Below are 15,051 nucleotides of genomic sequence, written 5' to 3'. Positions count from 1 at the left end.
CGGCTTTCCGGGGAGATCAGCCGCCCGAAGTGATCGAGAACGGCGCCCAGTTCGCCGCCGCCCGGAAGGGCCGCTCGGCGTAGCCCGGGCCCAGCGCGCGCTGGCGGGCGATGTCCGCCGCCGCTTCGTCCGCGGGCACATCGCGGAGCTGCTGACGCCGGTGCCGGCAGGCGGCGAACTCCTCGACGTTCCCCGCCGCCCGGTGCGCCACCGAAAGCAGCGTGTAGGCCAGCGCCAGGTCCAGCTCGCCGGCGGCCACCCGGTCGACGACCCAGGTCAGCACCTCCTTGGCACTGGCCGCGGCGACGCGACGCTGGGCGTCGGTCAACGCCGTGCTCACCGCTTCCAGCGACCAGTCACCGCCCGCGCCGAGCCGGTCGTGGAACCAGAGCATGAGCACCGCCGTCGCGAGGTCCGGGACCGGGCGGAACGTGCTGACCAGCGCCGTCGCTCCCGCGGCGAGCAGGGTGCTCGCGATGCCGGTCAGCTCGTCGCCGGTCCGGACCCGGTGCTTGCCGCTCTGGCAGGAGCCGAGCACGACGAGCGCGCCCGACCAGTCCAGCGAAGCCAGCCGCGACAGCGTCACCCGGTCCGGCCCCCCTTCCGGATGCGCGAGCAGCAGGCCCGAGCGTTCCGGCCGGGCCTCGTCGAACACGGCGTGGCAGGCCAGGTGCACCAGGCGCGCGGTGCCGTCGAGGGCGCCGGCGAGCCAGTCGAAGGTCAGGTCGCCGCCGTGGCGCGCCTCGCCGCCCAGCCGCGCCGCGACGCCGGCCGCTTCCGCCCGCGCGAACGGCAGGTCGCCGAGCGGGTCGCCGCCGATGACCAGTGACGACCGCCGCGCCCACGACCCGCTGTGCGCCGCGCGCAGCAGGGACGCGCTGGGCACCACGAACGTCCCGGGCCGCGGCTCGATACCGCCGTCCTCGCCGGGCACGAGGTGCAGCGACGCCAGGTGCAGGACGCCGTGAGGCGCGACGTACACATCGGTGCGGATGTCCCCGACGAGCCGCGCCAGCCGCTGGTACACGGGCTGGGCGAGCAGGCGGTCGAGGCCGCGCGGGTCGTCGTCGTTCAGCAGCCGGCCGAACTCGGCCAGATCCGGGTCGTCGGCCGCGACGACCAGCCGGACCCCGATTTCCCCGGCGGCCACCGTGAAGACGTAGATGCCCTTGTCGCCGGTGAAGAACTCGAGCAGCGTCCGTTCCCCGCGCAGCGAGAGCAGCGCGCGCACGTCCGGCCCGGTGGACGGCGTCGCCATCCGGTGCAATCGGACATCCGGCGGGAGTCGATCCCAGACGTCCTCGAGCCGGCCGCGGACGTCTTCGATCTCTTTGTCGACATCGAAGAGCCGGGCGACGCGCTCGCGCGGGGAGAGCTCTTCGCCGAGTGAGCGCGTGCGCAGCCGCACGAGCCGCTCCCACAGCCGCGCCTCCTCGGCCGCCAGCGGATCGTCGACGACCGGCGGCCGGTCGCGCACGGCGTCGAGCAGGGCGCGGGACTTCGCGGCCTGCACCAGCTCGAAGGCCCGCTCGGCGAGTCCGAGGTCGATCGCGACCTCGACGGCCTGCGCGTACGGCGGCTCGACGTACACCCCGAACCGGCCCACCTCCCCGACGTCGACCGCGCTCCGCCGCAGCTCCGAATGGGCGGCGCAGGCCCGTTCCAGCCGCTGCAGCGTCTCTTCGGTCCACCCCCCGTCCGCGAAGGCGAGCCCGCCGAGCACGGTGTTGACGACGAACTCCAGCGCGACGTCCGGGGTGACCGCGAGCGACGCTTCGAGCTGCGTGGCGATCTCCGTGGCCTCCTCGGTCTTCCCCTCCCGGAACAGGAAGTGCATGAGCCGGGCGCGCCGGCTCGCGTACCGTCCCGGCAGGTCGTCGGCCGCCCGCTGCCCGGCCGCGACGAAGCGCCGCAGGTACCGCTCCTCCAGCTCGACGGCGCCGTGCTCGGCCGCGATCCCGGCGGCGATGCCGTCGAGGACACCACCGTCGGCGATGCTCGCGAGCTCTTCGCGCTGCGGCTCCGTCAGGTCGACGCCGGTCAGCCGCTCGGCCTGCCGGTCGCGGACGAACGCCTGCAGGCCGCGAGCCCGCGCCAGGAGTTCGAGGGCCTTCTGCGGCGGGATGCCCTCGAACCGCCGGCTGAGGCTGCACTGGTTGACCAGGGCGATCAGCTCGCGCCGGGCGTCGCCGAGCTGGTTCGCGTACTGCTTCGCGCGTTCCAGGTACTGCCACGCCGCTTCGTGGTCGCCGGTCTCCATGTACAGGTAGCCGAGGCTGTTCCAGACCCGCGGCAGGCAGTGGACGGCGTCGAGGTGCTGCCACCCCGCCTCGGCCTGCCGGAGGAGCCGCTCGGCGTCGGCGTACCGGTGCCGGCCCAGCAGCCGTTCGCCCTCTTCGGTGGCGTCGGACGCGGTGTTCGCGAAGAGCCCGATCTCGAGCACCGTCTCGCCGTCGGAGTGCTCCGCGGCGAACTTCTCCTGGGTCCGCTGCTCGATCCGGCGCACCGTCTCCTCGTGCCCGGTCGTGTAGCGCTCGACGTCGACGTCGGCGTGCAGCCGGTGGATGAGGTCGTGGGCGTCGACGAAGGCCCGCGTCGCGGCTTCGGCGTCGACCTCGCGGGCGCGCAGGGCGAGGTTGTGCAGCGCCACGAACTCGTCGTAGCCCGCGCCGGCCTCGCGGAACATCGTCGCGGCTTCGCGCGTCTTCGCGACGGACTCCTCGACCCGGCCCTGCCGGCGCAGCTCCTCGGCGAGGTTGTCGGTGGTGATGGCCCGGAGCGCCGGCCCTTGCCCCGGGACGGCCAGCGCCTCCTCGTACCGCTCGACCGCCCGCGGGTCCCCGCGCCGGGACAGCACCATCGCGTGGTTCTGCAGGGCGGCCCGGTAGCCGTCGGCGTCCCCGGACGCCTGGGCCGCCTTGACGGCTTCGGCCAGGTACTCGTCCGCTTCGGGCAGCCGCTCGTCGGCCCGCTCCACCAGCCCGAGCCCTTCGAGCGCGGCGCTGGCCGCGTTGAGGTCTTCGAGCTCCCGGGCGATCCCGAAGGCGAGCGCGTACGCCTTCCGCGCGTCGTCGAACTGCCGGGCCTGACGCGCGGCCTGGCCGAGCAGCCGGTAGAACGCGAACACGGCGAGCGGGTCGGCGGACTCGGCCTCCGCGAGCTCGAGCCCACTCATCAGGGCCCCGTAGGCGTCCTGGTGACGCCCCTGGCCCAGGAGCCCGTGGACGTGCTGGATCAGGCCCAGCAGCTGCAGGTCCGCTTCCGTCGGCGCGGTCACGCCCCGGCCGCCCGGAGGATGGCGAGCGGGTCGTCGACGACCGGAGCCGCCGCGGACTCGGCCGTCGCGCCGCGGTACTCCGCCAGCTCCAGGTCCGAGAAGCGCTCGACCAGCTCGCCGTACAGCCGCTGGTACTCGGCGAAGAGGACTTCCTGCTGCGGCCGCGTCAGGTCGTCGGTGAAGATCGCCCCGGCGGTCTTGCGCCAGCTGCGCTGGGCGGCGCCGAGCTCGCCCGCGATCACCTGCTCCTTCGTCCGCTCCCACAGCGGGTAGAAGGCGAGCTTGCGGTAGTCGTCGCGCTCGGTCTTCGCTTCGACGCTGACCAGGATGAAGTCGTGCTCGGTGTAGGGCACCAGCGTGACGCCGTCGGCGAGGAGCCGGTGCAGCCGCCCGTCGGCGACGCGCAGCGACGCCAGTTCCGCCGCCGACGTCGTGGTGCGCGGCCGGCGCATCACGCAGTAGTTCAGCGGCTGGAAGCCCTTCTGCCAGGACCGGTAGGCGCCGACGCGCAGTTCGACGTCCGGGGACTCGAGGAACGACTCGATGCCGCGGATCAGCGACGACGCCAGCGGCACGGCGCCGGCGAGCCCGCCGAACCCGACCGCCGACGCGACGTCTTCGACGACCTTCAGCGAGCGCGCGATCCAGTCCGTGGTCTTGGCCCGGAACAGCGCGACCAGCAGGCTGACCTCGTCGCCTTCGTACGGGACCGGCCCGGCGACCCGGACGTTGGCGATCTCGACGGCGTCGTCGGCGCCGGTGACCTGGAACCGGCGGGCCAGCTCGGCGCTGCTGAGCACCGTCGGCACCGCGACGGTGTTCCCCCGGTGGGCGAACTCGGTGACGATCGTCCCGAACGGCAGGTACTCGCGCCACAGCTCGCGCGCGCGGGTCAGCCACATCTGCTGGAGGCGGACTTCGAGGTAGACCTGGCCGGGCGCGAACTCCGGCGCCGGTCCGGGGTCCACCGACGGAACCTCCACGGCGACGATGCCCTCGGCCTCCCGCTTGACCACGCGGTCGACCAGCTCCCGAATCCCCATCGTTTCCCCTCGTCCGGTTGGGACCGATTCTAGGGTGGACGGGCGAAATCGGCTTTCGCCCGCGGCCGGTTCGCGGCAAGGTGGCGGGCATGCTGATCCGCCGCGAGACGCCCGCCGACCGGACCACTGTGCACGCGATCCACAGCGAGGCGTTCCGGCGCGAACCCGGCGTCACCCCGGTCGAGGCACCGCTGGTGGACGAGCTGCGCGCGGACGGTGACCTGCTCGACGCGTTGTCGCTGGTGGCCGTGCGCGACGGCGAGCTCGCCGGGCACGTGTGCTGCAGCCGGGCCCGGATCGGCGAAGACACGACGTCGGCGGTCGGGCTGGGGCCGCTCGGCGTGCTCCCCGGGCACCAGGCGACCGGCGTCGGATCGGCGCTGGTGCACGCGGTGCTCGGCGCGGCGGACGCGCTCGGGTACGGCCTGGTCGTCCTGCTCGGCGACCCGGCGTACTACGGGAGGTTCGGCTTCGTCACGGCGTCGACGCTCTCGATCACGGCGCCGGATCCGGTCTGGGGCAAGCACTTCCAGGCCCGGACGCTCACCGGTTACAAACCCACGCAGGCGGGCGCGTTCGAGTACGCGCCGGCGTTTTCCCGGATCTGAGGAGCCTTCGCATGTACGCACCGAGCTCGTCCGTCGGCGTCCGGATCAACCGCGAGCAGCCACCGTCCCGGCTGGTCGAGCTGGCCCGCCAGGCGGAGGCCGCGGGTCTCGACGAGGTCTGGCTGGTCGAGGACTGTTTCTGGGCGGCGGGGATCGCGACCGTGGCGACGGCGCTGGCGGCGACGTCGACGATCAAGGTGGGCATCGGCGTCCTGCCCGCGGTGGCCCGCAACCCGGCGATCGCGGCGATGGAGCTGGCGGCACTGGCGGAGCTGCACCCGGGCCGGCTGATCGGCGGGCTGGGCCACGGGGTGGCGTCGTGGATGCGCCAGATCGGCGCGTACCCGGCTTCGCCGTTGGCGGCGCTGGAGGAGACGCTGGTGGCGGTCCGCCGGCTGCTGGCGGGCGATCGGGTGTCGATGCAGGGCCGGCACGTCTCGCTGGACGAGGTGGAGCTGGTGTTCCCGCCGGTCGAGGTGCCGCCGGTGCTGGCGGGGGTTCGCCGTCCGAAGTCGCTGGCGGTGGCGGGGAAGTCCGCGGACGGCACGATCTTGGCCGAGCCGTCGCCGCCGGAGTACGTGCGGACGGCGCTGGCAGGCATCGCCGCCGACGGCAACCACGCTTTGGTGACGTACAACTGGCTGGCGTTGGGTGATCCTTCGCGGGCGCGGCTGACCGTGGCGGAGTCGTTGACGCCGGGGGCGCGGGTGCAGGTCGAGGGCCTTCCCTTCGCCGCGGAGCTGCTGGAGCTGGTCGATTCGGCGTCCACTGTGGACGAGCTGGCGGCCGGGCTGCGGCCGGAGTGGATCTCGCGGCTGGCGGTCTGCGGGGACCTGGACCAGTGCGTGGCCGCGGTGCGCGCGCTGCACGAGGCCGGGAGCGGGTCGGTGGTCCTGCTGCCGCTGCCGGAAGAGCCGCCGGAGCGGGGCGTCGAGGACGCCGGCCGGGTCGCGGCCGCCTTACGTCGTTAGCCGGCCTCGAGGACGAAGAACAGGAAACCCAAGAAGGCGCCGGAGGGGAATTTCGCGAGCTCGTCGGGGAAGAGTTCGCGGGCTTCCGGCGCGAAAGGCGGTTCGCTGATCACGGCGGTGCGGAAGCCGGCCGCGGTGAAGGCGTCGGTCATCGCGTGCAGCGGCCGGTGCCAGAAGGTGAGCACGGCCTTCTGGCCGCTGAAGACGTACTCGTCGGACCACTGGGTGGTCGCGAAGTAGTCGCCCTCGGGGTGAACCAGCTTGTGGAGCAGCGGGTGGTTGACGGCCATGATCAGCCGGCCGCCGGGCCTGAGCACGCGCCGGAGTTCGGCCAGCGGCGCGGCCCAGTCCTCCAGGTAGTGCAGGACCAGGGCGGCGACGACGTCGTCGAACGCGCCGTCGGGATACGGGAGCGGCTCGCCCAGGTCGGCGACTTGGAGAGCGGCACCGGCGCCGAGCTTGCGGCGAGCCGACTCGACCATCCCGGCGCTGGAGTCGAAGCCGGTCACGACGGCGCCGCGATCCCGCAGCGCGGCGAACAGGGGGCCGGAGCCGCAGCCGGCGTCGAGGATCCGCCGCCCTGCGACGTCCCCGGCCAGGTCCAAGATGGCGGGCAGCGTGTAGTAGGCGTTCATGAGGCTGGTTTCGTTCTCGGCCGCGTACGCCTCGGCGAAGCTGTCGTAGTCGGTGGTCACGTGATCCATCATGGCAGCGCGACCGGAGCCGAAAACAAGTTCGCCGGGCGCGGCCCGCGTGTCAGGATCGGCTCATGCCGGTCGACCCGCACCTCCTCCTGGCCTTCGTCCTCACCACCATCGTCGCGATGGTCACGCCGGGCCCGGACATGCTCTTCATCCTCGGCTGCGGCATGCGCGGCGGCCCGAAAGCCGGGCTTCTGGCCACCGCCGGGGTCGCCACCAGCGAAGCCATCCACGTCGCTGTCGCCGCGGCCGGGCTCGCCGCCCTCTTCGCCGCCGTTCCCGTCGCGTTCACCGTCGTCAAGATCGCCGGCGCCGCCTACCTCATCCACCTCGGCGTCCAGGCCATCCGGAACCGCAAGCCGCTCGTCGAAAAACCCGCCGACCGCGCCTACCTGAGCGGTCTGCTGACCAACCTGCTCAACCCGAAGATGGTCACCTTCACCATCGCCTTCCTCCCGCAGTTCATCGACCCCGCGCGGGGGCACGTAGCCCTGCAGTTCGCGATCCTCGGCGCCATCATGATCGTGTTCGAGTTCCTCGTCGACGGCGCCGTCGGAGTGCTCGCCGGCCGGGTCGGCGGATGGGTGCGCCGGAAGAAGAACCAGCGCCGCATCGAGGTCGCCACCGGCGGCATCTTCATCGGCCTCGGCATCAAGCTGGCCCTCGACTGACCGAGGGGTAGCGCCTGCGCTACCCCGAAGCCGGCGGCCGGCCCCAGGGTGGAGAACCCCTGCTCCGGCCAGGATCCTTTCCATGACCAGGAACCGGAAAACCACGGCCGTCCTCGCCGTCGCGGCGATCGCGACCGGAACGCTCTTCGCCCCCACGGCCGCCGACGCGGCCCAGCCGGACCCCGTCCGCGCGCTGCAGCAGGCGGCGCATCCCCTGCGCACCACCGAACCCGGCCGGGACACTGCCGACCTGCGGGCCCTGGGCGCGATGATCGGCGACGCCCAGGTGACCGGCCTGGGCGAGGCGACCCACGGCTCCCACGAGTTCTTCGCCATGAAGGAGCGGCTCTTCCGCTACCTGGTGGAGCAGAAGGGTTTCACCACCTTCGCTCTCGAAGTGAGCTGGTCGGCGGGGCTCGAGATCGACGAGTTCCTCCAGACCGGCATCGGTGACGCGCACACGATCGCCAAGGAAACGCTCGCCGGCTCGCCGTGGGACCGCGAGGAGTTCGTCCACCTCATCGAGTGGATGCGCGACTACAACTGCCACCACCCCGGCCGCCCCGTCCACTTCGTCGGCGACGACCTCGGCGCCCCGACACTGGACGACGAGTTCTTCGGCCGGGTGACCGGCTACGTCCAGCGGACCCACCCCGAGTCGCTGGCCCGGCTGAACGAGCTCTACACCGGCCTGCGCCCGATCGACGACGTCTTCGCCTACGTGGCCAAGCCGCTCGCGGAGCGGCAGCGGCTCGCGGCCCAGGCCCAGGAGGCGCTCGAGCTGGTGCAAAGCCTCGGCGACGACTGGGCCGCGCAGAACGCCCGGTCCATCGCCCAGACCACGAAGTTCCTCACGATCGACCTCGCCGACCCGGCCTCGGTGGCGAACTCCCAGCGCTTCCGCGACGAGGTCATGGCGCAGAACGTCGTCTGGTGGCAACGCCACACCGGCGCCAAGATCCTGCTGTCGGCCCACAACGGCCACGTCGGCTACGTCTCCGGCGATCCCGGGCGCTACCCCAAGACGCAGGGCTCGTTCCTGCGCGACACGCTCGGCGCGAACTACGTCGCCACGGGCTTCACCTTCGACCGCGGTTCGTTCCTGTCGCAGGACGAAGCCGGTACCTGGCAGAAGTTCACGGTCGGCGCCGCCGCACCCGGATCGAACGAGGACACCCTCGACCAGGTCCGGTACCAGGACTACTACCTCGACCTGCGGACCGCCCCGGCCGCGGCGCGCGCGTGGCTGGACGTCCCCCGCCCGACCTACGACATCGGGACGGCGTTCCCCGTCGACCCGGCGGACATCGCGCTCGCGCGGTCCTACGACCTGCTCGTCCACCTGCACGACGTCCACGAAGCGAAGAAGTAGGCCTTCAGGACTTGAGGTTGTTGCGGGCCAGGAAGTCCTCGGCGATGTCGAGGGGATTGCGCTTCTTCTCGGTGAACTCCACGTTCAGCTGAGTGAGCTGGTCGGTGGTCAGCGCCGCCGACACCCGGTTCAGCGCCGCGGCTTCCTGCTCCGACAGCGTCCCCTTGGCGATGAGCGGCACGATGTTCTGCGCCGGGAACATGTTCTTGTCGTCGACCAGCGGCACGAACCCGTTCGCGGCGATCGTCGACGACGTGCTGAACAGGTCCACCACCTGGACGTCACCCGACTTCAGGGCCGCCACGGTCACCGGGCCGCCGGTGTCGGTGGTCCGGATCTCCTTGAACTCGCAGCCGTAGAGCGTCTTGATCTTGTCCTTCCAGCGGCTGCTCCACTGGCCCGGCCCGCCGAACACCAGCTCGCCGCAGCGCTTTCCCAGGTCGGAGAACGTCTTGACGCCCGACGACGCCAGCTGCGCCCCGACCACCAGCAGGTCCTTGTCCTCGGCCGGTGCCTGGTCCAGCACCTCGAACCCGGCCGGGACCTTCTGCTTCAGCTGCGTGTAGACGTCCTGCGGGGTCGTCGCCTGGGTGTCCTTGTCGAAGTACCGCAACAGGTTCCCGCTGTAGTCCGGCACCACCGACAGCGACTTGTCCTGCAGCGCCTTGACGACGACCTCGCGGCTGCCGACCGGCGGCCGCACGGTCACGTTCGTCGCCCCCGCGTTCTTCAGCGCGCCGGCGTAGATCTGGGCCAGCAGCAGGCTTTCCCCGACGTCGGACGCGCCGATGATGATGTCGCCGTTCGAACCACCCTCGCCACCGCCCGCCAGCGGGTTGCCGCAGCCCGCGACCAGGACCAAGGCGGCAGCCACCAGACCGAGCCGCTTCATGCCGCCACCTTCTTGCCGGTCGCCACCGCGGTCGCGAGCCGGACGCCCCGGGGCACCAGGGCCCGGTTCAGCAATGCGAAGAGCACGTCCAGGACGATGGCGAGCAACGTCGTCAGCAACGCACCCGCGATGACTTCCGAATAGTCCAAAATGGCCAGTCCGTCGAGCAGGAACCGGCCCAGACCACCGAGTCCGACGTACGCGGCCACCGCGGCGGTCGCCACGAGCTGCAGCACCGCGTTGCGGATGCCACCCAGCACGAGCGGCAGCGAGATCGGCACCTCGACCTTCCACAGCCGCTGCCAGCCGGTCATCCCGATGCCCTGAGCGGCGTCGACCACGCCGTGGTCGGTCGCCTGCAGCCCGGCGTACGTGCCGGCCAGGATCGGCGGCACGGCCAGCACGACGAGGCCGATGATCGTCGAGGTGACGCTCTCGGTGAAGAGCAGGAACAGGAACGTCACGAGCCCCAGCGTCGGCAGCGCGCGGATCGCGTTGCCCGCGCTCACCAAAGCGACGCCGCCGCGTCCGGTGTGGCCGACGAACAGTCCTAACGGGACGGCGATGACCAGCGCGATCACCAGCGACAAAGCGGTGTAGCCGAGGTGTTCCAGCAGCCGCTGCGGGATGCCGTCGGGGCCCGACCAGTGCGCCGGGTCGCCGAACCAGTGGAAGAGGTCGGTGATCATGCGACGGCCACCCCCGTGTTCCCGGCGCGTTCCCACGGGGTCAGCAGGTTCCGGATCCCCACCAGGAGCAGGTCGACGACCAGGGCCAGCACCAGGGTCAGCACGATGCCGACGACGATCGGCGAGAAGTACTCACGCTGGAAGCCGTCGGTGAACAGCACGCCGAGGCCGCCGGTGCCGATCAGCGCGCCGACGCTGACCAGGCTGATGTTGCTGACCGACGCCACCCGCACGCCGGCCGCGAGGACCGGTACGGACAGCGGCAGTTCGACGGCGAAGAACTTGCGCACCGGCTTGTAGCCGACGGCGGTGGCCGCGGCGATCACGGACGGCGCCACCGCGTCGAGCGCGTCGAGCACCGGGCGGACCAGCAGCGCCGTGGTGTAGATCGTCAGCGCGACGACGACGTTGACGCTGTCCAGGATCTTCGACCCGATCAGGCCGGGGATGACCACGAACAGCGCCAGCGACGGGATCGTGTAGAGCAGGTTGGCCAGCACCATCAGTACCGACCGCGCGGGCCGCCAGCGGTGGCCGAGCCAGCCCGCGGCGATCGCCAGGACGATGCCCAGTACCAGCGGGAGCAGCGCGAGGTAGACGTGGTCGCCCAGGTCGCCGAGGATTTCGACGCGCGTGTTCCCGCTGCTCAGGTACTGCCCGAGCTCGTCGAAGAAGCTCATGACGCCTGCGGGGTCGCCTCGATCACGTCCAGCACTTGCCGGGCGAGCACGCCGCCGAGCACCCGGTGGTCTTCGTCGACGACCACGCCGAGGCTGGCCGGCGACGACAGCGCGGCGTCGAGCGCGCCGCGGATCGGCGTCCCGTGGATCCACAGCGAACCGCCGGCGACGAGGTCGTCTTCGGACAGTGCGCCGTCCACTGTGGAGTTCGGCGGCAGCCAGCCGCGGGGTTGCTTGTCAGGGTTGACGCCCAGCCGCCAGCCGTCGCTCACCGGCACCGGGGAGCCGATCTCGACCAGCTCGATCTCCTTGACCTCGACGCCCTCGGCGGAGAGGAAGGACAGGCCGCGGTAGCCGCGGTCGCGGCCGACGAACGACGCGACGAAGTCGTCCACCGGGTGGCGCAGCACGTCGGCGGGGGTGCCGTACTGGGCGAGCACGCCGCCGACCCGCAGCACCGCGACCTTGTCGCCGAGCCGGACGGCCTCGTCGATGTCGTGCGTGACGAACACGATCGTCTTGCCCAGCTGCGACTGCAGCCGCAGCAGCTCGTTCTGCAGGTCCTCGCGCACGATCGGGTCGACCGCCGAGAACGGCTCGTCCATCAGCAGCACCGGCGAGTCCGCGGCGAGCGCGCGGGCGACGCCGACGCGCTGCTGCTGGCCGCCGGAAAGCTGGGCCGGGTACCGCTTGCCGACCTCGACCGGCAGGCCGATGGTCTCGAGCAGCTCGGCCGCCCGCTTGCGCGCCTTCGCCTTGTCCCAGCCGGACAGCAGGGGCACGGTGGCGATGTTGTCCAGGACCGTCCTGTGTGGAAAGAGACCGGCGTGCTGGATGACGTAGCCGATGCCGCGGCGCAGAAGCGCCGGGTCGCCCTCGGCGACGTCCTTGCCGTCGAGCAGCACCTGGCCGCCGGTGGGCTCGATCATCCGGTTGATCATCCGCAGCGACGTCGTCTTGCCGCAGCCGGACGGGCCGACGAACACGGTGATCGTGCCGTCCTCGACCGTCAGGTTCAGCTTGTCGACGGCGACCGTCCCATCGGGATACTGCTTGGTCACGTCGCGGAATTCGATCGTCACTTGCCCACTCCCCATGTCAGGTCCGTTCGACCGTAGCCGAGTCGGCGGTGGTTGGCACGCTGTTCCGGCAGGTGGTGACTACGCTCTGGGGCCGTGAACGCTCTCGACGATGTCCTCGCCAAACACGGCGTCGGCGTCCGCCCGCTGTACCGCGTCATCGACCTGCTCCGCACCGGTGACCACGACCTCGGCGAGCTGGTGCGGCTGAGCACGGCGCCGCGGCGCAGCGTGGAGGACGTCCTGGCCGCCTTGGGCGACGACCTCGACCGCAGCGGCAACCGGCTGCGGATTTCCCCCGGCGTCGCGGCGTCGTACCTGCAGTTCAGCGCGCCGCGCTACGCCGACCCGCTCGACGAAGCCGTCGCGACGCACGAGCTGCTGCCGAAGGTCGCCGAGTGGGTCGCGGAGGTGCCGCCGCCGCTGGCCGCGCTGGACCACGTGCAGGCCACGCCGGAGACGGTGCTGCGCCGCGCGCTGTGGCTGGACGCGCGGTACGACCTCGCGTCGGCGCGGCTGCTGTTCCTCGGCGACCACGACCTGACGTCGCTGGCGGTGCACGCGGTCTGCCCGGCGGCGTCGCTGACCGTCGTCGACCTCGACGAGCGCGTGCTGGCGTACCTCGACGAGCGCGGCAGGCGCGAGATCGCCACCGCGCACGCGGACCTGCGCGTCGGCCTGCCGCCTGCCGTCACCGGCGCGTTCGACCTGGTGTTCAGCGATCCGCCGTACACGCCCGAAGGCATGGGCCTGTTCGCGGCGCGCGGCGTGCAGGCGCTGCGGGAGCCGTCCGAGGGACGGCTGCTGTTCGCCTACGGCTACAGCCCGCGGCACCCGGCGCTGGGCGCGCAGGTGCAGCGGTCGCTGGCCACGCTCGGGCTGACGTTCGAAGCGATCCTGCCGGACTTCAACCGCTACTTCGGGGCGCAGGCGATCGGCAGCGCGGCGGACCTGTACGTCTGCCAGCCGACGGCGAAGGCCAAGAAGATGCGTGGCGGCAAGGGGAAGTCCGCGATCTACACGCACGGGCCGCAGTCGGTGGAGGCGGCCGGGACGAAGCCGGCGCTGCTGGAGAAGCTGAAGGAGATCGCCGTCGCGGGCGGGCTTTCGCCGGAGACGCGGCCCGTGGACTGGTCGATCTCCGGGCCCGAGGGCGACGCCGTCGCGATGGACCTTTCGGCCGACCCGGGCCCGTGGCTGCTGCGCACCCTGCTGGGTACGAACGCCCGGCGCCTGGCGCTGCTGGTGCCGAACGCGCACCCGGACCTGGCGGACGAACGCTCCCAGACGTCTCTTTCCGAGCTGGTCCGCGGCAAGTACACCCTGCGGTACCTGCGGAGCACGCCGGACAACCGGCACGCGGTGGTGGTCGCGGACGCGGTGGAAAACCAGGACGAGGTCCTGACCCGCGCCCACGCCCGGCTGGCGAACGTCTCCCTGGACGTCCCTTCGGAGCTGGAGGACCTGCGCCTGGTCGACGTCCCCCGCCACCGCCTCCCCGACCTGCTGGGCTGAAGCGCCCCAATGTGGCCTTCGGTGCGTCTGACGCACCCAAGGCGGCCTTCGGTGCGTGAGACGCACCCAAGGCCGCCTTGGGGCGCTCGGGTCAGTCCGTGACGCCGTCGGCCTGAGCCGCCTTCGCCACCGCGGCCGCCACCTCGGGGGCGACGCGCGGGTCGAGCGGGCTCGGGACGATCCGGTCCGCGCCCAGGTCGTCCATCGCCACCGACACGATCGCCTCGGCGGCCGCCAGCTTCATGTTCTCGGTGATCGCCCGCGCGCCGGAGTCCAGCGCGCCGCGGAACACGCCTGGGAACGCCAGCACGTTGTTGATCTGGTTCGGGAAGTCGCTGCGCCCGGTGGCCACGATCGACGCGTAGCGCGAGGCCACCGCCGGGTGCACCTCCGGGTCCGGGTTGGACAGTGCGAACACGATGCCGCCGCCCGCCATCCGGCCGAGCAGCGTCTCGTCGATCGTCGCGCCGGACAGGCCGAGGAACACGTCGGCGCCTTCCAGCGCCTCCGCGAGGCCGCCCTGGAGGCCCGCCTTGTTCGTCGTCGAAGCCAGGTGCGCCTTGATCGGGTTCAGGCCGTCGCGGTCCGGGTGGATGATGCCGCGCGAGTCGAGGACGGTGACGTCGCCGATGCCGGCCTCCTGCAGGATCCGCGCGCACGCGACGCCCGCCGCGCCGGCGCCGGAGACGACCACGCGCTGGTCGGCGATCGCCCGGTCGAGGACCAGGTTGGCGCCGCGCAGGGCGGCCAGTGTGACGATCGCCGTGCCGTGCTGGTCGTCGTGCATGACCGGGCAGTCCAGCGCCTGTTTGAGCTTGTCCTCCAGCTCGAAGCACCGCGGCGCGGAGACGTCCTCCAGGTTGACGGCCCCGAAGGACGGCCGCAGCCGCACCAGCGTCTCGACGATCTCGTCGACGTCGGTGGTGTCCAGCACCAGCGGGATCGAGTCGAGCCCGCCGAAGGTCTTGAACAGGACCGACTTGCCCTCCATGACCGGCAGCGACGCGCTCGCGCCGATGTCGCCGAGGCCCAGCACCGCCGTCCCGTCGCTCACCACGACGACGAGCCGGTCCGCCCACGTGTACCGCTTGGCCTTGGCCGCGTCCTCGGCGATCGCGCGGCTCACCTTCGCCACCCCCGGGGTGTACGCGATCGAAAGGTCACGCGGGCTGGAAATGGGGCGGGTGGCCGCCACCGAGAGCTTGCCGCCCTCGTGCCCGGTGAAGATCTCTTCGTCGGTGACCGGCGCTCCGGCGCCGGTGGGGTCGCTCATGGGGATTCCTGTCGTCGTTTCCGTCATTCCCCCAGCGGGAATGACGGAACTCGCGGATCGGACTTGGGTCACTGGAATTTCTCCTGGGCATGCGAGCTGGGACCACGGTCTGCAGGGGAATCCGTGGGGGATCCCGGCGCGGCAGCCCAGCGCGGTAGCGCCGGCCTGTCGGCGAGGCGTCACGTCGGCCATCGGTGCCGTGGGTCTGGCGATGGCCGCGGACGCGGCGGTCCAGTCAGTGTGACAGGTCCGGTCCGGAAGGTGACCCCTCGGTGCGGTT

At 71.9% G+C, this 15,051-nt stretch carries 13 protein-coding genes; 5 read left to right on the top strand and 8 right to left on the bottom strand.

The window, feature by feature from the left end; translation table 11 throughout:
- Nucleotides 1-16: 16 nt before the first annotated feature.
- Together AB0C38_RS32490 and AB0C38_RS32485 are read right to left on the bottom strand one after the other, a co-directional pair.
- Nucleotides 17-3,277: a CHAT domain-containing tetratricopeptide repeat protein gene (locus tag AB0C38_RS32490; protein ID WP_360680909.1), complete on the bottom strand. Its 3,261-nt coding sequence runs from the start codon at nucleotides 3,275-3,277 to the stop codon at nucleotides 17-19.
- Nucleotides 3,274-4,320 (bottom strand): hypothetical protein, encoded by a 1,047-nt coding sequence (locus AB0C38_RS32485; protein ID WP_360680908.1) that lies wholly within the window; start codon nucleotides 4,318-4,320, stop codon nucleotides 3,274-3,276. The genes AB0C38_RS32490 and AB0C38_RS32485 overlap by 4 nt, the downstream gene beginning before the upstream one ends.
- Before the next feature lie 89 nt (nucleotides 4,321-4,409).
- Here AB0C38_RS32485 and AB0C38_RS32480 point away from each other — a divergent pair, with 89 nt between their 5' ends.
- A complete protein-coding gene (locus AB0C38_RS32480) occupies nucleotides 4,410-4,928 on the top strand; it encodes an N-acetyltransferase (RefSeq protein ID WP_360680907.1) in 519 nt (172 codons plus the stop codon).
- A gap of 11 nt (nucleotides 4,929-4,939) precedes the next feature.
- Nucleotides 4,940-5,899, top strand: a complete 960-nt coding sequence (locus AB0C38_RS32475) for an LLM class flavin-dependent oxidoreductase (protein ID WP_360680906.1) — start codon at nucleotides 4,940-4,942, stop codon at nucleotides 5,897-5,899.
- On the opposite strand, the gene AB0C38_RS32470 is transcribed toward AB0C38_RS32475, so the two are convergent.
- Nucleotides 5,896-6,534: a class I SAM-dependent methyltransferase gene (locus tag AB0C38_RS32470; protein ID WP_360681080.1), complete on the bottom strand. Its 639-nt coding sequence runs from the start codon at nucleotides 6,532-6,534 to the stop codon at nucleotides 5,896-5,898. The two genes, AB0C38_RS32475 and AB0C38_RS32470, sit on opposite strands and share 4 nt — an antisense overlap.
- A 134-nt stretch (nucleotides 6,535-6,668) precedes the next feature.
- Here AB0C38_RS32470 and AB0C38_RS32465 point away from each other — a divergent pair, with 134 nt between their 5' ends.
- Together AB0C38_RS32465 and AB0C38_RS32460 are read left to right on the top strand one after the other, a co-directional pair.
- Entirely contained in the window at nucleotides 6,669-7,271 is a 603-nt protein-coding gene (locus tag AB0C38_RS32465) for a LysE family translocator (RefSeq protein WP_360680904.1), read from the top strand.
- Between the two features lie 82 nt (nucleotides 7,272-7,353).
- The gene (locus AB0C38_RS32460) at nucleotides 7,354-8,643 is read left to right on the top strand and encodes an erythromycin esterase family protein (RefSeq protein WP_360680902.1); all 1,290 of its coding nucleotides are present in this window, start codon (nucleotides 7,354-7,356) and stop codon (nucleotides 8,641-8,643) included.
- Nucleotides 8,644-8,647: 4 nt separating this feature from the next.
- On the opposite strand, the gene AB0C38_RS32455 is transcribed toward AB0C38_RS32460, so the two are convergent.
- Genes AB0C38_RS32455 through AB0C38_RS32440 form a run of 4 tightly spaced genes read right to left on the bottom strand, consistent with a single transcriptional unit; the run spans nucleotide 8,648 to nucleotide 11,986 of the window.
- Nucleotides 8,648-9,535 (bottom strand): ABC transporter substrate-binding protein, encoded by an 888-nt coding sequence (locus AB0C38_RS32455; RefSeq protein ID WP_360680900.1) that lies wholly within the window; start codon nucleotides 9,533-9,535, stop codon nucleotides 8,648-8,650.
- Nucleotides 9,532-10,224, bottom strand: coding sequence for an ABC transporter permease subunit (locus AB0C38_RS32450; protein ID WP_360680898.1), 693 nt, complete (start codon nucleotides 10,222-10,224; stop codon nucleotides 9,532-9,534). The genes AB0C38_RS32455 and AB0C38_RS32450 overlap by 4 nt, the downstream gene beginning before the upstream one ends.
- On the bottom strand, nucleotides 10,221-10,904 hold the full coding sequence (locus tag AB0C38_RS32445; RefSeq protein WP_360680896.1) for an ABC transporter permease subunit: 684 nt from the start codon (nucleotides 10,902-10,904) through the stop codon (nucleotides 10,221-10,223). Before AB0C38_RS32445 ends, AB0C38_RS32450 begins: the two co-directional genes overlap by 4 nt.
- The gene (locus tag AB0C38_RS32440) at nucleotides 10,901-11,986 is read right to left on the bottom strand and encodes an ATP-binding cassette domain-containing protein (RefSeq protein ID WP_360680895.1); all 1,086 of its coding nucleotides are present in this window, start codon (nucleotides 11,984-11,986) and stop codon (nucleotides 10,901-10,903) included. Before AB0C38_RS32440 ends, AB0C38_RS32445 begins: the two co-directional genes overlap by 4 nt.
- Before the next feature lie 93 nt (nucleotides 11,987-12,079).
- Here AB0C38_RS32440 and AB0C38_RS32435 point away from each other — a divergent pair, with 93 nt between their 5' ends.
- Nucleotides 12,080-13,498 carry a bis-aminopropyl spermidine synthase family protein gene (locus AB0C38_RS32435; protein ID WP_360680893.1) on the top strand — a complete coding sequence of 473 codons (1,419 nt, stop codon included), beginning with the start codon at nucleotides 12,080-12,082 and terminating at the stop codon, nucleotides 13,496-13,498.
- A 91-nt stretch (nucleotides 13,499-13,589) separates the two neighbouring features.
- On the opposite strand, the gene AB0C38_RS32430 is transcribed toward AB0C38_RS32435, so the two are convergent.
- Nucleotides 13,590-14,771, bottom strand: a complete 1,182-nt coding sequence (locus AB0C38_RS32430) for an NADP-dependent malic enzyme (protein WP_360680891.1) — start codon at nucleotides 14,769-14,771, stop codon at nucleotides 13,590-13,592.
- Between the last annotated feature and the right edge of the window lie 280 nt (nucleotides 14,772-15,051).

Origin of the sequence: Amycolatopsis sp. NPDC048633, assembly GCF_040650695.1 — a bacterium.
Lineage (GTDB): Bacteria > Actinomycetota > Actinomycetes > Mycobacteriales > Pseudonocardiaceae > Amycolatopsis.
The sequence above is the reverse complement of the archived record's forward strand: the minus strand, read 5'-3'. Positions and strand labels throughout refer to the sequence as shown.